This is a genomic window from Oceanobacillus sp. FSL K6-0127 (assembly GCF_037983385.1).
Lineage (GTDB): Bacteria > Bacillota > Bacilli > Bacillales > Amphibacillaceae > Oceanobacillus > Oceanobacillus profundus.
In genome coordinates this window covers 812,167-829,344 of record NZ_CP150287.1, presented here as the reverse complement: position 1 = coordinate 829,344, position 17,178 = coordinate 812,167, and the positions used below count along the sequence as shown (strand labels likewise).

Genomic DNA, 17,178 nt, shown 5'->3' with positions numbered 1-17,178 from the left:
TGGGAATTTAAGATCCATTTTCCCCGCTGAAAACAAGACCTCCCTATGATCACTTATCAACACTAGTTCCTTTCCCATCCCTGTAATCACCTCAACAGATATAATGAATTGAAATTGTAGAAGATGCTTTAGCCAACGGGAAGAACGATCATGAGACATTTGAGGATCTCTCAACAGCAATTGATAAATATATTTACTTCTACAATCATGATAGATATCAAGAAAGACTAAACGGCTTCAACCCTATTGAATATAGAGCTAAAGCCGTATAAATCCTTTTATTATTTCCACTGTCTACTTGACAGGGGGAAGTTCAACAAAATAGGATTTTTGTATGATACCATAATTGTGGGCTCATATTCATTTTTAATTAATATCCAAAAAAGGCATCCTTTTTGATATTTCTTTTGGGAACATCGTTATTTCTTAAATGACTTGAAATAGACTCGACCATGGTTTTTGGACCTGCAATAAAATAGTTACCGTTGTTCTGATATAAATCGCTAAACTGATTTATTTCCTGATGCAAGTCCTCCCTTGTATCAAGGTAAGTTACATGTATGGCAGGATAGTTAGCAATTTCATCAAGTTCATCTTTAAAGATATGGGATTTATCACTATCTAGATAAAGCAGATGTATTGGGTTCTCACGGAGACTTCCTTCCGCTTCTATTTGTTTTAGAATTGATCGAAATGGGGTAATGCCAATCCCACCTGCAATGAGGATTGAAGGACTGTTATTTTCCAAGTGAAATGATCCTACAGGTCCGCTTATACTAATCTTCATTCCTTGTTTGAGTTCTAACATTTCCTGTTTAAAATCACTTGGATTATCCTTAATCCGCATTGTTAATTTAACAACTTTTTCTGCAGGAGCTGAGGCTACGGTAAATGGCCGCGTAGCATTTTTTATTTTCTTATGCGTAATAGTAAACAGACCGTGTTGCCCTGCTTCCCAGGTTAAATCATCTGGCTTTTCAAACAGAAAGGTATACACGCCTTCTGCTTCTTCATAGCGCTCTAAAAGTAATAATTCTCTCTTCTTAAACACCGCTATCATATCTTTGAAAAAACTCATTTTCTTATCTCCCCTTTTAATATTAGCTACCCCTACACATGTTAGTAATTGGGTAATTGATAGCCTTTGATGGTTCGGGCCGTTCCACTAGACCGTCTAAGATTTTATATAAGGCAAGGAGAAAGACAATAACGCTTATTGATCCAACACTTCCCCAAGCTGCTCACCCATTTTAGTCCAGCTATATATTGCCCCCTCGATAGCACCTTTGGTGGCTTTTGTTTCTTCACTGAATCCAGCTTGTTCGAAGTGCAAGTGAGTAGTTCCATCTGAACCTTCCTTCAACGTCCATGTAACAGTTGTGTTCTCACCTTGGCTTGCCCACGTATAAGATATTTTATGAGGTTCTTCCACTTCAAGCACTTCACAATCAACAATTCCGTTCCACCATTTATTTGGCTCTGCTCGGAATTGAAATTTATGTCCAACTACTGGCTTAAAGTCATTTTCCCATATCCACTTTGCAAGCATTTCCGAATCCGTTAATGCCTTCCACACTTCTTCAATTGAACTTGTATATTGAAAATCTAATGATACATCTGCTTTCATTTTTTGTTCCTCCAATAAAAGATTTAATTTAAACATTCTTTCCTTCCAGAAATCTTCATAAAAAGATACCCAATCATGAATTTCCTTCAAAGGGGTGGCATTCAACCGATAACGCGTTTCCCTGCCAATCTTCCTGCTGACTACAAGACCAGCATCTTTTAGGATTGTCAAGTGCTTTGAAACTGCCGTACGACCCATTTCGAAATGAACGGTTAACTCATATAGCGGTAATTCTTCCGCATCGGCTAATAGACGAAGCAGCCTCCGTCGGGTTTGATCGGAAATAGCTTCGTAAACATCTCTTTCCGTTCTCTTTTCGCTCAATATCACCATCCCCTGATCTTACGTTTTAATACGACACTTAAAGGTGTCCTATTTATCCGTTATAATACGACACCATTTAGTGTCGTGTCAAGTATTCCCTTAAGTTTAGATGTTTAGCCAGAGATTTTTATGTCCAACACAAATCTTTACCCACAGGTTTTACAGGAAATTTACACAACTGATTATCAATCTTAATAATTCACCGATAGAATTAAATTAAGCATCATGACAATTTTATTCAACTCAAAGGTGGACATATGAAAACAAATTTAGTTCATAAATCGATTCATTTTATTCGATTTTTAAATACAAACCGTAAATTACTTTATCAAGAGTTTAATAAAAATGAAGAATTATTAAATGTTATTCGCAAACGTAGAATCCAAACCTTTTTCCAGCCAATTCTATCTTTAATAAGCGGCGATACTATAGGTTATGAAATTTTGAATCGACCAGATTCTACGAAGAGCTTTCCTACTACGGATGCTTTTTACGACTATGTTGGAGACAGCAAACATGTTTTTATGGTCGAAAGCTTTATACGAAATTTAGCATTGAAAAGATATCACGAGCAGGTTAATCGTTTAGATGAAAATGAAGATTGCTTTATATTCCTAAATATACATCCCCAAGTACTAGCCGACCCAAACTATAAAGCAGGAACTACAATGAATTTATTAGCAAAACATAACATCTCTCCTAAGCAAGTTGTTCTTGAATTGACAGAAAAGAAGGCAGGAATCAACTATTCTCAATTTGTGAAGCTAGTAGAGCACTACAGGGAACAGGGCTTTCGCATTGCTGTAGATGATGCTGGCAGTGGTTATAATAGTTTACAAACACTTCTTTACTTAAATCCTGAGTTTATAAAGATTGATAAATCATTAATCCGGAATATCGAAACGATCCCGGAAAAACAATATTTAGTTGAGCTTATTCTTGATTTTGCATATAAATCTGAAACGAAAGTAATTGCAGAGGGAATCGAGACTTTTTCCGAATACACCTTTTTGCAAGATTTGGGTGTCGATATGGGGCAAGGCTACGCGATAGGAAAACCAGTTGAGACATTATGTAAAGGCACCGTACCAATCTCTTCTTAAAGATAATAACATACAAAAAAATGAGCGATTTTTGAATATCGCTCATTTTTTATGCATTTAATTTTCCAGCTTCCTTATCCCCTTTGCTCAGGTAGATACTTCCCTCACAAGCTTTACAAATCCTTTTAATCTCTGCTGCTTCTCTACTTAGCGCATTTGGTGTGGAAAAGGATGTATGTTTATTCTGAACGACTGCAATCGAGATGCTTACTAATGGAACATTTTCCATGGTTCCTTTTCGGTTGAATGTTTTGACATATCCCTGTTCAATATCTTCTTTACTATAAAAGCTGATAATCGTCTGTTCGAAGCGGGCAATAATCCTTTTGCAAATATCCTCATGCTGATAATTAGGAATCACCGCGATAAAGTCATCTCCACCAATATGACCAACAAAGTAATTTGGTTTTTTGCCAATCGTTTGTTGAATGATATTCGCCGTCTCGACGAGAAGTTGATCCCCTGATTTGAATCCATATACATCATTGAATGCTTTAAAATGATCGAGATCAAGATAAAGCACCGTATAGCTTTCATAATGTAATACTTTTTCTAATATATCGTCTATAATGTGGTTTCCAGGAAGTCCGCTTAATGGATTGGAATATTTCGCAATGTTAATCTGTACCTCAGACAACTTCATTATTAATTCACGTATACTTACAACTCCACATAGCTCATTCTGCTTCTGTACAATAACATAGTCATAAAGTCTTTCTTGCTCTCGTTTCATGGCAAGCGTACTAACCTTGGTTAGTGGTGTAATATAGTCCACAACTAACATTGTTGTGTCCATCATCAATTCAATTGGCCGTTGCATAAAAAGGTCAAACCCATATTTAGTGGATAGCTTTTGAAAGAATGTATCTCTCATAATTAATCCAACAGGCTGCATTTCAACAGCAACAACTATCCCCTCTGTTGATGGTTGCTCATTAAAAATAGCATAAACGTTTTCGCAATTTGTAGTTGGTAATACCGGTATCGTTTCTCTTGCAATATCTCCAATAACAACATGCATATAAAATCCCCTCTGTATTCACACTTCCATGAGTGCGTATTTAATCGGCAGCAACAAATATTCTCATATATTCCACTCTTCTTTTATTGTACAACTATTTTATTAAAAAATAGTAAATTTAGTGTAAATAAGATGATTTTTTATGAAAATATACCCATGATTAAAGGATTAGTTTATGGCTAATATTCCTAAATTTTATCCAAGCATTGTTTTAAAAAGAGTTATGAAACATATTGCATAGAACCATGTTTCTTAAACCTTTTTGTATTACACAACCATTTAATTGCACGACTTTTATATTTACAATATCTGTCTCCTATACTACTGTCAGTTTTAAATCATAAAATAGCTGTTTCTTTCTCTAACTCACGATTTAACACTTCACCAATACGCTTCATACCTTCTATTATTTTCTCTTTCGACATATTTGAAAAATTTAAACGGAATGTACTTTTCTTTGTACCATTCGGGAAAAATGGTGTTCCGGGAACACAAGCAACATTGTTTTTCAGGCACTCTGTAAATATATGCGTTGAATCAATGCCCTCAGGAAGTTCAACCCAAATAAATAATCCACCTTCTGGCTTACTGTAAGACAAATTTTTTGGAAAAAACGTTTCAACACAAGATAACATCGCTGCACATCTTTCTTTATAAACAGCTTTGATTTGATTAATGTGCTCTTCCATATCATAAAGTTCCATATATTTGGCTGTAATTCTTTGCGCAAAGCTGTCCGTATGTAAGTCAGCTGTTTGCTTAAAAGCCACGTACTTATCAATGAATGCTTGGTCTGCACAGATCCATCCAAGTCGAAGGCCAGGAGTGAAAATCTTAGAGAAAGTGCTTAGATAAATTACTCTACCTTCCGTATCAAAATGTTTTACTGGCGGAAGTTCCTCTCCAGCAAATCTTATAGCCCCATAAGGATTATCTTCTACAATCACTACATCATATTGATTCGCAAGCTCAATCATTCTTTTTCGTCTATCGAGCTTTAACGTACGACCTGTAGGATTTTGGAAGTCTGGAATCGTATAGATAAATTTTGTGTTAGGATGCTTCTGCAGCTTTTCCTCCAGCTCTTCCATAACCATTCCATCATCATCCATCGCTACTTCAACAAAGTTGGCATTGTATGTTTTGAATGTATTGATTGCCGCAAGATAGGTTGGACTTTCACAAATAATTGTATCCTCTTCGTCAATAAATAATTTTCCAGTAAGGTCGATTGCTTGCTGTGATCCCGATGTGATAAGAACATTTTCAACAGTAGCATTAATTCCAACAGCTTTCATTCTTCGATTAATAGCTTCTCTTAATGGAACATATCCCTCTGTCGTACTATATTGAAGAGAAGCCGCTCCTTCTTCATTCAAAACAGCATTACACACATCCTTAAGAGCTTTTAGCGGAAACAACTCCGGGGCTGGCAGTCCTCCCGCAAAAGAGATTACTTCCGGTCTTTCTGTTACCTTCAAAATTTCACGCGTCTCCGAGGATTTAACGAAATGAGCTCGCTTAGCAAATTTATTTTCCATTTATAAACATTCCTTTTCTTAATTATTACTATCGAATATATTTAATAATTATCTTAATAGTTTAATAGCTATCTTTATTCTAACAGAAAACCGAACTTTCAGTCATATCAGATATTATTTAGCATTCTTCAGTTTGTTTACAAATCTTTTCATCCTCTATTACCGGAATACTATTTATGCTTATTTATTATTAAAGGCATGCCGGGAAATTTCAGGTGAAATCCTCCACGAGCATTTTCCGGTTCGTGATTCAAGCGTCTATAAATTCAAGGGTTAAGAGATCCAATTTTACCTTTAGTACAAATCGTTCTAAAATAAACAGTTAGGAAAGTATTTGTTACGAGAGGAAGAACAACATGATCAGAGAAGCAACTGAAAAAGATTTAATGGGCATTTTACATATCTATAATGATGCCATTCTTCATTCTACTGCTGTATACGCCTATAAACCCCAGACGCTTGAAAGCAGACAACAATGGTATGAACAAAAGATGGAGGAAGGTTACCCAATATTGGTGTGCGAACAAGATAATAAAGTGGCCGGTTTTGCAACATTCGGTCCCTTTAGAGCATGGCCGGCTTATAAATATACAATTGAACATTCCGTTTATGTAAATAAGGAATATCAAAAAAGAGGCGTTGGTACTTCCTTAATGAAAGAATTAATCGCTATTGCGAAAGAAAGAGAATATATGACATTGGTTGCTGGTATTGATGCAGCAAATGAAAAAAGCATTGCAATGCACAAAAGCTTTGGCTTTGTTTATTCAGGTATAATCGAAAAGGCAGGTTTTAAATTCAATAAATGGATTGACTTAACCTTTTATCAATTAGAGCTGAATGGACCTGAAAATCCTATAGAGGAATAAATCATTCATTACATGCTACCTAACATTTCGTAATGTTTGATCAAATAGCACACAAATTAATGCTTTGCAATGTTGTAGGTGAGGATCAAGCAGAGATTCATGCTGATATTCTATCGTTTTTGAACAGTTTACAATGGTAATTTCAAAATAAAAGAGAGAAGTACCAAACGCGAATGCTTTGTGTATTTCTCTCTGAATACTCGTCTTGTTTTAAAAAAAATGTATTTCCGATTAGATGGCAATAACATTTGATTAGCAAAACACGTACAGCTATAATGGTTCCATCTTCCCTTGGATACGTTGTCTCTAATACTACAAACCATGGACTATAATAAACCTATATCAACTCACTACTACTTAGGAGGAACATTCATGGCAAAAAACAAACTAATTCTGGCCTCATCCTCACCAAGAAGGCAAGAGCTTTTAACGCAAGTAAGAATTCCCTTTTCAGTACGCAATCCAAACGTAGATGAATCCCAAATTACAACAAATGACCCGGTTGAAAAAGTAAAACAATTGGCCCTAATCAAGGGTAAAAATGTCCCTATCCAGCATCCAGAAACTATCATTTTAGCTGCTGACACGGTAGTTGCTTATAAGCAGCAAATATTCGAAAAGCCCAACAATAAGGAAGAGGCCTATCAAATGCTTTTAGCGCTAAGCGGCAACGCACATGAGGTATATACTGGTGTCATGATCCGCTCACTGGAACAGAAAAGCATTTTTATCGAACGTACACAAGTTGAATTTTTGCCACTTACTGATCAGGAAATCGAATGGTATGTTTCATCTGAAGAGCCGTACGATAAAGCAGGTGCATATGGTATCCAAGGCCTTGGTGCTATGTTTGTCAAAAACATTAATGGAGATTATTACAATGTTGTAGGCTTACCGATCTCTCGTGTTGTGAGAGAGCTTAAATCGTTTTCTGTTTATCCGGATTAGCCACCTACTCTGACGATAGTCTGAACACATATAGCAATTACAATAATTGAATATACCCTTCCGTTCCATTAACAAGAATTCGTTGCCCATTTTTTATTATTTTTGTAGCATTTTCTACTCCCACAACTGCTGGCAAGCCATATTCACGTGCGACAACCGCTCCATGGGTCATCAGCCCACCAACTTCAGTTACTAGACCTTTTATGGATACAAATAACGGTGTCCAGCTAGGGTCCGTAAAAGAAGTAACCAATATATCTCCTTCTTCTAAATCAGCATCTTCCATGTTTAAAATGACACGTGCTCGCCCCTCGATAACTCCCGAGGAAACCGGCAGGCCGACAATAGCTTCAGCTGGAAGATTTTCTCGCTTGTATTCACCAGTAATGATCTCACCATCAGAAGTAATAACACGTGGCGGGGTTAATTTTTCATATAATTTATGCGCTTCTTTTCGTTTGTCAATGATTTGATAATCCAGTTTATTGGTGCGGACAACTTCTTCAAGTTCTTCAAAAGTAAGATAGGATATATCTTCTTTTCCTTGAATAATCCCCGCTTGTACGAGTTGTTCCGCTTCTTTCATTAATGCCTGCTTATAAACAAAATAACGGTTAATCATACCGTATTTAGGATATTCCCTAAACCCGCTGAAATTCCGAATTAGGTCAATATTTCGTTTCGCCTCTTTAGCTTTTTGTTCTCCGTTCGGCAGTTGTTTCAATCTTTCTAATAACGCTTGTTCTTTTTCCAAAGCCTCTTTTCGCCCTTGCTCAAATTTCTGCTGACTAGCATTCGGCTCAAAGTTTTTGATATTCCCTAAAATTATAGGGATAAGTGTCGTTGGTTTTTCGCTCCATCGACTTCTCGTTATATCAATTTCTCCGGCACACCTCATGCCATATTTTTTGAGATAAGCTGTTATTGCATCTTGGGCAATTTGTCCGCCTTCAAGGTTAATCAGTTCATCCAAAAAGTTTTCCGCTTTTACATGTCGTAAATAGTTAATCACTTCTGGATATGGACGAATCGCATCTGCGACATCCAATAATGCCAGACCCATTTCTGAAGTAATATTATTTGGTACGGATTGAGAAAGCATATCCGCTGCGTTTTTTTCTCCTAACCACTTGTTCATTTTCCCATTAATCCATGTTGTGGCATCCTGTGCAGCTATTATCACACTCATACCCTCAAATACAACCCTTCTCAGTTCCTCAAGATCTTCCAGAATAAAACCAAATAACTCCGCACCTGATTTTGTCTGGATGTTTTGCTTCAGTTCTTCTAGCGAGGTCTGGTTTTTTTTAATTAATTCCGAAACGATTGTTGGATCGTTTCCGATTTGTGCTTGAGTATCAGAGAGAGCATGAGGCTTGTCAGGACTCAGATTTTTTTCAACAACTGGGGACGTTTTTATAAAATCTTCTCGATCTACTATTTTCATAAGCGCGTCTTTTATGAGCGGATCAGATTCCCCTAAATTATCCATTATCATTTTTCTGCTGACAGGTGAAGCCAGCATATCTGTTACATCGGCAAACAGCCTTCCACCAGCTTTGCGCATCGGTGCAGGTGTTGTTAACAGGAAAAGGGACAATCCCAATGGTTTCATGGGGTCTGTCATCATTTGTTGATGCCCAACAGATACATAGACGTGATTTCCTTGGGACTCCCCTGCTTCAGGGGTGGGATACAAAGTTGTGATTGGTCGACTGTGAACAATATAAAATATATCCTCTGCCAAACACCACTCGATGTCTTGCGGACTCCCAAAATGCGCTTCAATCTTTCTTCCTATATGTGCTAATTGTAAAATTTGCTGGTCTGTTAGTGTCTGTGACTTCTGCTGATCAAAAGTAATCTGCTGTGTCTCAGTTCCTCCTCCCTCCCGTCCATAGATAGCCATGTTCTTATCTCCTATCATCTTTTCGACGACTCTTTCTTCCTGTACCTTATAATTATCAGGAGATACCAAGCCAGAGACCAATGCTTCTCCAAGTCCAAAACTGGCATCAATTGATACTATCTTTCGGTTAGAGGTAATCGGATCAGCAGTAAATAAAATCCCAGAAGCCTGAGGAAAAACCATCCTTTGGATAATAACGGATAAAGAAACCTTACTGTGGTCAAACCCATTTTGCATTCGATAAATCACCGCGCGATCCGTAAACAGAGAAGCCCAGCACTTACTAATATGATGTAAGATTGCATCCAGTCCTTTAATGTTTAGATAGGTATCTTGTTGTCCAGCAAAAGAGGCATGTGGCAAGTCCTCAGCGGTAGCACTAGAGCGAACTGCATAAGCGTGGTTCTCACCAAACTCGGAGAGATTTTCATCAACTGCGCTTACAACATCAGAAGGAATATCTACGTCCATCATAAGCTGTCGAATCTTGCTGCTGATTTCACTAATTTGATGACGTTCCTCTACGTTTAACGCCATTAGTTGATCCAACAATGCTTGAAACATTTCATTTTGTTCAATGGCCATTTGGTATCCTGTCGTTGTTATACAAAAACCTTCTGGGACTTCTATTCCTTGGATTTTGGATAATTCCCCCAAATTTAATCCTTTTCCGCCTACAAGCAAATGCTCTGTTTTCCCCATTTCCTGAAAACCGATAACCAAAGAGCTCATTCCACATCTCTCCTAACCAGTATTGTTCTATTGATTTTAGCAATAGTATATAAGAAGAAACAGTCTATAATTCCCTTTTTTTATATGCTATAATTTAATTGAGAAGAGTTCGGCTTTCCTGTAAAGTAGCTATTGCCCCGATGTACCATCTCAAAAGTCAGATCATTACACCTTTGAATCCGCAATAAAAATAGCAACTTTTTCAATCAAGAGATGAACGCTTTTTAATACATAAAAAAACTGAATCCAATAAAGGATCCAGCCTCAATTTGTATTTATTTTTAAAACAAAGACCTGTATTAATGAATGTCTTTCTTCTTGAAACTACCGCCTTTTACTTCTGCCACATCATACACAGCAATAAAAGCATGTTTGTCAATTTCGTTAATAATTTCTTTCATCTTACTATCTTCTAAACGGTTAATAATACACGTAATTTCTTTAAATTTTTCATTTGTATAACCACCTTCAACCAGATTATAGGTTGCACTGCGACCTAAACGATCACGTATGGTTTCTACCATTAAATCCGGCTGACTAGTGATAATTTTATAGGTCTTAGAACCACTTAAACCTTCCTCAACTATATGAATCACTTTAGAAGCAATAAAATAAGCTATCCCTGACAAGAAAGCCCCTTGTAATCCGAAAACTGTGGAAACGACTATAAAAACAAACATATTTAAAAATAGAATAAGGTCACTTGTTCCAAAAGGCAATTTTCGGGATAGCAATACCGCTAACATATCAATACCATCTAATGCGCCACCATTTCGTAATGCTAACCCCATACCGAAGCCAATGATAATACCACCAACGACGGTCACTAACAATGTATCTCCTTGAACTATAATTGGTATATGGTGCATAATGCTTGTTCCAAACGCAAGTGTAGCAATACCAATAACAGAGTAAATCGCAAAGCTTTTCCCGATTTGTTTATATCCTAAAAACACGAACGGAATATTCAATATCGCAATTAAAACTCCAAGAGGCAATCCGAACAGTTGTGAACCGACTATACTTAAACCCGTCACACCACCATCTGACACATTGTTTGGGATCAGGACCGACTCGAGACCATATGCTGTTATAAAGGCACCTATCGCAACTGCTAATGCACGTAGTACCTTTTTAAATATTATGGTTCTTTTTTGCTTTGTGCTTGTATTTGCATTCATTTACTTTCCTCTTTCCAAACAATTTTTCTATTTCTTTATTTAATCATACTTTAGATTATCATGGTATTATTTATTCACATTGAGAGGAAATTAAAGGCGTATTGGACAAAAAACAGGGCAAAATCCGATTGGATCAGCCCTGTTTTTGTATTAGCAGAATTCACATTGTACTAATGTCAATCACGAATCTATATTTTACATCAGAAGCCAATACTCGTTCATACGCTTCGTCAATTTGATCAGCCGTAATCACTTCAATTTTAGGAACAATGTTATGTTTTGCACAGAAATCTAACATTTCCTGTGTCTCACGGATGCCTCCAATCATCGAACCTGCAAATGAACGACGATGACCGATTAAATTTATCACGTTGAGTGACAGCGGTTCTGCAGGAGCACCGACATTTACGAGAGTACCATCAAGAGTTAGTAATCCTAAATATGCATTCAAGTCAATATCTGCACTTACCGTGTTAATAATTAAGTCAAAGTAACCAGCAAGTTTCTCGAATGTTTCTGTGTCACTTGTTGCATAGTAATTGTCTGCTCCTAATTTATAACCATCATCCTGTTTCTTCAATGTTTGTGATAGAACAGTAACTTCAGCACCCATTGCATGGGCAATTTGAACAGCCATATGCCCAAGACCACCCATACCTACAATAGCAATCTTCTTGCCAGGGCCCGCCGCCCAATGATTTAATGGAGAATATGTCGTAATACCAGCGCAAAGTAGTGGTGCTGCAACATCAAATTCAATATTATCAGGTATTCGGAGTACGAAGTCTTCAGGTACGACAATATGGGTAGAATAACCGCCTTGAGTTGGTTCCCCGTATTTATCAACGCCAGCGTAAGTATCGACTTTACCTTCGAGACAATATTGCTCTTCACCATTACGACAGTTCTCACATTCACCACAGGAGCCTACCATACATCCGACACCAACTCGGTCCCCGATAGTATACTTTAAAACGTTAGGTCCTATAGCCGTAACAACGCCTGCAATCTCATGGCCAGGTACAAGTGGATAGTTGACTGGACCCCATTCACCGTGAGCTGTATGAATATCGGAATGACAAATGCCTGCATATTTAATTTCAATCAGAACATCATGCGAATCAAGATCACGTCTTTTAATTTCAGCAGCTCGAAACGGTTGATCCGGACCGTCTACTGCTCGTGCTTTAGCTGTAACCATCTGTATAGCCCTCCAATAACTTGATTTTTTAGAGAATTTACTTATTATTCTCCTGCAAAACTAGGATAAACCCTATAGTTAACTCTAGGTCAACAAATAAATAAGGATTTATTTATACTTTGACATTCCGTATTCAGCGTGATAAAATTTCGCCAAAACCTAGAGTTAACTCGAAATCTATATCAAAAGGAGTTAAACAACTGTGACATATTCTATCAGTGAAGTTGCAAAAAAGTTAAATCTCACCGTATATACTTTACGTTACTACGATAAGGAGGGCCTAATGCCTTTTGTAGAACGGACACCTAACGGAACAAGATTGTTTAAAGAATCCGATATAGACGCTTTAAATGTAATTGAATGCCTTAAATCTACAGGGATGCCTATTAAGGAAATTAAAAAATTTATCGATTGGTGTTCCGATGGAGATTCCACGCTACAAAAAAGATATGACATGTTCTTGGAACGAAAAGCTGTTGCAGAAGCACAATTGGAAGAGCTAAAGAAGACAATGGAACTTATAAATCATAAATGTGAATATTACCAGACTGCATTGGATGCAGGAACGGAAGATATTCATAAGACCAATAAAATAGGGAACTTTTAATTAACAAAGAAACAATAACTTGGGTTTTGGTTAATTCATCAGGTCCACTTAGTAGAACTTCTTCAAAAGGATCATTTGATTTTGAAACCAGCGTAACCGGAAAAACCTTCGATCGAAAGCGATTTTTTATAAAAAAATAATTTTAAATGACAATAAAGTTGTTTAATTATAAGTCTATGTAATAACAAGGAGCAGCACCTTGATGGTGTTGCTCTATTCTTGTATTTCTTATAAAGATAGATGCTATTTGCCTACATTAAATCTAAAACTGCTTCAACGGTTTCTTCGCAATATATTTTTGGGGATTTTTACTTCTTTCAATTACTTCATACTCTTTTTAAATTAGGACCGATTTCGACTTTCAACTTGATGGATCCAGTTTAAATCTGCTTCTAAATGCAAGAGGGTACCACTAATTAATAAATACCTATTCTCGTCACCTCGAAGAAGAAATTCCGTTTTTAGTTTAGTCAATTCCAAAACATCTTTCATTATCATGGCCTTTTGTTGATCAAGCATTTCCTTTTCCTGTTCGAAACCAATCTTACGAGCACAGCTCCATTTAAAATGAAAATCATCTTTTGTAGAATGATAGGGTACAAGTTCCAGCAGCCAATTTTCCAGCTCCCTTTTACCTTCCGTAGTTATTTCATAAAGTTTTCTTTCTTGGTCATCCATTCCTACAGATGAGACAAGCAGATCACGAATAAGACGATCCAAAGTCGTATAAATTTGACCAGGATTAATTTTCCCTTTGGTTCCTAGAAGGGATTCCAGCTCCAGTTTTAATTCATATCCATGATTTTCTTGCAAATATAGCAATGTTAATATTCCGTACTTAACCGACATAATTGCTCAACCTTCTTTAAGTGATGATATAATATTTATTTTACCCGCCGTAGCACTAGAAATCCAAGAAGCAAAAAGGCTAAGAGAAATACCAGCAATCAGTGCCAGGATAATATTTCCTAAAGGTATTTGAAAAGATATAAACCCTTCTAAAAGTTCGGATTGGCTAGTAACATAAAGTAAAACCACACCTGAAATTATACCACCAATAACCCCTGACAATCCTATAAGCAAACCTTCTCCAATTATCATTTTTTTAACTTGCTGTTTCGTAAGACCAAGCGCTCGCATTGTCCCTATCTCAGAGGTGCGCTCCAAAGTGTTCATCAGTAAAGTGTTAGCTGTACCAATACTTGCTAGCCCGATAATTAAAACTAACATGACTAGAATTAACTCGTTCATGCCAGATAATGCTGAAGTAGATGATTTAATTTCATCTTCTACCGTTTCAACTTTTGAGAGATGATTGCTGAAATCCAGCCATAACTGATCTCGTAATTGTTCAGCCGTATATCCGTCATTTAAAGTTAGCAGCATGTCAAAACTATTCGCCCAACCAAATTCATTATTTAAATGATTCTCATCCATAAATGCGGTATAGCCTGCGTAATTCGATGTTTTCACAACGTCAATGACTTTAAATTGCTGATTACCTGAAGGTGTATTAATGGAAATATATCCCCCTACACTTCCGCCCCATTCATCAAAGGCTCTTTCACCAAGGAGAATAGATGGTTCCTTTGTCAGCTCATTATATGATTTATCCTTTTCAGAACGCTCAAATAAAGTGGGTCCTTCTTTATCTGCAGCAAAAATAGAAAACTGTCTCTTCTCTCCGTCTATTGTTTCCCATGTAATTGGCGTAGCTTCCGTTAAGGGCTCAGCATTCGCAACAGAATCATAGGCTAGCAGTTTTGCCCTATCCTGATCAGACCAAGGCGCTTCTGATGTAACTCTTAGGTCGCCACCATACGTATTCCTAATTTCATTTTCATAACCTTCCGGAGCAGATTCGATAACAGCACTTAGTAATAATATCACTGCTATTCCAACGGCAAGAATAGCGGAAGTATTGGCGTTTCGATTTAATTGCTGTTTTAGGCTTTTAGCTGCCAGACTACCAGAATAGCCAAAGAATAGCTTCAAAATAGGTTTAAATATCCGATTCACACCCAGTAACAATAATGGAAACAACAAAATGATGCTTGCCAAAATAGCTAAGTAAGAGACAGGGTGATCGATAAATACAAAGATTAACAAGCCAGCTCCCAGAACAGCCCTAAATATGTATCCTCTCTTCGATGATTGTGTTTGATCTGCCATTTTTAACGTCAATAAAACTGAGGTTTTCCCCGCATTATAAATTGGAAATAAAGAAAAGACAACAGGAAATAAAATTCCAATTACTACAGCTGTTAGTGTAGGCATCTGCCAATTTAATGTGTAAACCATGTCAAACTCAAACACGCTAAGCAAAGTTTGCATGAACATATCTCCAAGCAAAATTCCAATGGGCACTCCAATAGCTACACCTATTAATGCCAAAAGTAGTACTTCAATAAGAATAAGTCTAGAAACAGAACGTTGAAGATAACCAAAACTCTTCATTATCGCAAATTCTTTTTTTCTCTCCATAACACTTGTATAAATCATATTAAAAACAATAAACCCACTGATAAACATGGATAACCCAGCGATTAGGTAAAAAAATGTATAAAGGCCCCCAATGTCATTACTTTGTAGATCATCCGCGACAACTGGTTGTACATATACATTTGAATTAAGAAATTCTTCCTGGAGGGATTGAAAAAGCTTCTCTCCTTCATCATTTGTTTGGAACCTTACATATGAAAGCTCATTATCCATACCAGTCCAATCTCTTAACAAATCAAGTGGAGCCATAATTCGGAAGCTCTTCTGTTCAGCACCTTCCCAGTCACTCGGGCTTGCAAGCAGCTGCGTGTATTCAACAATGGCGGAAACCTTAGCTTCTCCCAAATTGGTAAACCTAATTGTATCTCCTACCTTTTTATTTAACAGATTTGCAACAACGTCTGGTATTACCAATCCTTCATTATCTAAACTTCCTTCAATTACAGGAAGTTTTAGCAAAGAACTATCTTGATCATTCACACCTGTAATTCGTACAGATCTTTGATTTAGGGATTGATCACCCTCAAGCTCAAAGAAAGCTTGTTTATCAAGCGCAAGCAGTGTTTCCGTTACCGCTGAACTAGTCAGAACTGACGAAACAATATCTTCAGAGTATGTATGTTCATCGCTTAGAACCCAGTAATCTGCATTTGCCACATACATTTGTTCGTAATAATCAAAAACATCATTTGTTGTTTTGTCTGCAATAAGCATAGATGTTACGAACGCTATACCTAAAATAATCCCAAGCAATGAAATGGAAAAACGTTTTTTATTTTGTATTATGTTAAGCCATGAAATTCGCCACATATTTAGCATAATCATCATCCTTCCTAGAAATCACTTGATCAATAACTCCATCTTTAAAAAGAATAATACGATCTGCAAACCCAGCTGCGAAAATATCATGCGTAACCATTATGATTGTTTGATTGCTTTCTCGGTTGAATCTTGCTATTAACCCGAGAATTTCTTCGGCTTTATTTCTATCTAAATTTCCCGTCGGTTCATCAGCTAATAATACGGAGGGATTATTGACAAGCGCTCTGGCTATAGCTACTCGTTGTTGCTGACCACCACTAAGTAAATTAGCACGTTTTCGACCAAGCTCTTTTAATCCAACAGAATCAAGTAATTCTAAAATAAACTGGTATTTTTCTTTCGTTAAACTGCCATCTGCATGAAGAGGAAAAGCTATGTTTTCTTCTACATTTAATGTTGGTAGCAGCTGGTAATTTTGAAAAATAAACCCTATATATTTTCTGCGGAATATCGTTCTTTCTTTTTCCGTCATCTCACTCAAATTATTCTGATTTATTAATATATCCCCTTCAGTTGGTATATCAAGACCACCTAAAAGTTGTAGTAATGTACTTTTCCCAGAGCCACTTGGCCCCATTATAGCTACAAATTCACCTTCTTCAACGTGCAAATCAACACCTTTTAATACTTGCGTTCTTACTTGCCCTTGTATAAACGACTTTGTTAAATTGTTTACCTTAATCATGTTTTACTTCCTCCTATCCCTAACTTCATTTTATTATATACTAAGTATATAATAAAATGAAGTGAAAACACTAATTAACACCTAAATTATTTGTAAATATATAAAA

The 17,178-nt window shown here is 36.7% G+C and carries 15 protein-coding genes and 1 pseudogene; 5 read left to right on the top strand and 11 right to left on the bottom strand.

From position 1 onward, the window contains the following. Positions 1 to 107: 107 nt before the first annotated feature. Positions 108 to 272, top strand: coding sequence for an IS3 family transposase (locus tag MHH64_RS04050; RefSeq protein ID WP_303449471.1), 165 nt, complete (start codon positions 108 to 110; stop codon positions 270 to 272). A gap of 98 nt (positions 273 to 370) precedes the next feature. Here MHH64_RS04050 and MHH64_RS04045 read toward each other — a convergent pair whose 3' ends face one another. The 3 genes and pseudogenes from MHH64_RS04045 to MHH64_RS04035 all read right to left on the bottom strand — a co-directional run. Further along, entirely contained in the window at positions 371 to 1,078 is a 708-nt protein-coding gene (locus MHH64_RS04045) for an FAD-dependent oxidoreductase (protein WP_340002723.1), read from the bottom strand. Positions 1,079 to 1,213: 135 nt separating this feature from the next. After that, positions 1,214 to 1,627 (bottom strand): SRPBCC family protein, encoded by a 414-nt coding sequence (locus MHH64_RS04040; RefSeq protein WP_303449469.1) that lies wholly within the window; start codon positions 1,625 to 1,627, stop codon positions 1,214 to 1,216. 138 nt (positions 1,628 to 1,765) lie between these two features. Further along, positions 1,766 to 1,960 (bottom strand): annotated as a pseudogene (locus tag MHH64_RS04035) (metalloregulator ArsR/SmtB family transcription factor); the annotation flags it as partial. 248 nt (positions 1,961 to 2,208) lie between these two features. Here MHH64_RS04035 and MHH64_RS04030 point away from each other — a divergent pair. Continuing rightward, positions 2,209 to 3,054 carry an EAL domain-containing protein gene (locus MHH64_RS04030; protein ID WP_340002722.1) on the top strand — a complete coding sequence of 282 codons (846 nt, stop codon included), beginning with the start codon at positions 2,209 to 2,211 and terminating at the stop codon, positions 3,052 to 3,054. Between the two features lie 49 nt (positions 3,055 to 3,103). Here MHH64_RS04030 and MHH64_RS04025 read toward each other — a convergent pair whose 3' ends face one another. Both MHH64_RS04025 and MHH64_RS04020 read right to left on the bottom strand, forming a co-directional pair. Beyond that, entirely contained in the window at positions 3,104 to 4,075 is a 972-nt protein-coding gene (locus tag MHH64_RS04025; RefSeq protein ID WP_340002721.1) for a GGDEF domain-containing protein, read from the bottom strand. Positions 4,076 to 4,413: 338 nt separating this feature from the next. Next, positions 4,414 to 5,616, bottom strand: a complete 1,203-nt coding sequence (locus tag MHH64_RS04020; RefSeq protein ID WP_340002720.1) for a PLP-dependent aminotransferase family protein — start codon at positions 5,614 to 5,616, stop codon at positions 4,414 to 4,416. 356 nt (positions 5,617 to 5,972) lie between these two features. Here MHH64_RS04020 and MHH64_RS04015 point away from each other — a divergent pair, with 356 nt between their 5' ends. Both MHH64_RS04015 and MHH64_RS04010 read left to right on the top strand, forming a co-directional pair. Beyond that, on the top strand, positions 5,973 to 6,485 hold the full coding sequence (locus MHH64_RS04015; RefSeq protein ID WP_340002719.1) for an N-acetyltransferase family protein: 513 nt from the start codon (positions 5,973 to 5,975) through the stop codon (positions 6,483 to 6,485). Between the two features lie 372 nt (positions 6,486 to 6,857). After that, positions 6,858 to 7,433 (top strand): Maf family protein, encoded by a 576-nt coding sequence (locus MHH64_RS04010; protein ID WP_340002718.1) that lies wholly within the window; start codon positions 6,858 to 6,860, stop codon positions 7,431 to 7,433. A gap of 37 nt (positions 7,434 to 7,470) precedes the next feature. Here MHH64_RS04010 and ppsA read toward each other — a convergent pair whose 3' ends face one another. From ppsA to MHH64_RS03995, 3 genes are all read right to left on the bottom strand, one after another. Next, a complete protein-coding gene (ppsA, locus tag MHH64_RS04005; protein WP_340002717.1) occupies positions 7,471 to 10,074 on the bottom strand; it encodes a phosphoenolpyruvate synthase in 2,604 nt (867 codons plus the stop codon). 299 nt (positions 10,075 to 10,373) lie between these two features. Continuing rightward, a complete protein-coding gene (locus MHH64_RS04000) occupies positions 10,374 to 11,255 on the bottom strand; it encodes a YitT family protein (protein WP_303449369.1) in 882 nt (293 codons plus the stop codon). A gap of 160 nt (positions 11,256 to 11,415) precedes the next feature. After that, complete coding sequence (locus tag MHH64_RS03995) at positions 11,416 to 12,456, bottom strand: NAD(P)-dependent alcohol dehydrogenase (protein WP_095313017.1); 1,041 nt, start codon at positions 12,454 to 12,456, stop codon at positions 11,416 to 11,418. Positions 12,457 to 12,658: 202 nt separating this feature from the next. Between MHH64_RS03995 and MHH64_RS03990 the strand changes: the two genes are divergently transcribed. Beyond that, a complete protein-coding gene (locus MHH64_RS03990; RefSeq protein WP_095313015.1) occupies positions 12,659 to 13,063 on the top strand; it encodes a MerR family transcriptional regulator in 405 nt (134 codons plus the stop codon). 342 nt (positions 13,064 to 13,405) lie between these two features. On the opposite strand, the gene MHH64_RS03985 is transcribed toward MHH64_RS03990, so the two are convergent. From MHH64_RS03985 to MHH64_RS03975, 3 genes are read right to left on the bottom strand one after another with little or no spacing between them, the layout of a single operon-like run. After that, positions 13,406 to 13,912, bottom strand: coding sequence for a PadR family transcriptional regulator (locus MHH64_RS03985; RefSeq protein WP_340002716.1), 507 nt, complete (start codon positions 13,910 to 13,912; stop codon positions 13,406 to 13,408). A gap of 6 nt (positions 13,913 to 13,918) precedes the next feature. Beyond that, a complete protein-coding gene (locus tag MHH64_RS03980) occupies positions 13,919 to 16,384 on the bottom strand; it encodes an FtsX-like permease family protein (RefSeq protein WP_340002715.1) in 2,466 nt (821 codons plus the stop codon). Continuing rightward, positions 16,353 to 17,072 (bottom strand): ABC transporter ATP-binding protein, encoded by a 720-nt coding sequence (locus MHH64_RS03975; protein ID WP_340002714.1) that lies wholly within the window; start codon positions 17,070 to 17,072, stop codon positions 16,353 to 16,355. Before MHH64_RS03975 ends, MHH64_RS03980 begins: the two co-directional genes overlap by 32 nt. Positions 17,073 to 17,178: the final 106 nt, after the last annotated feature.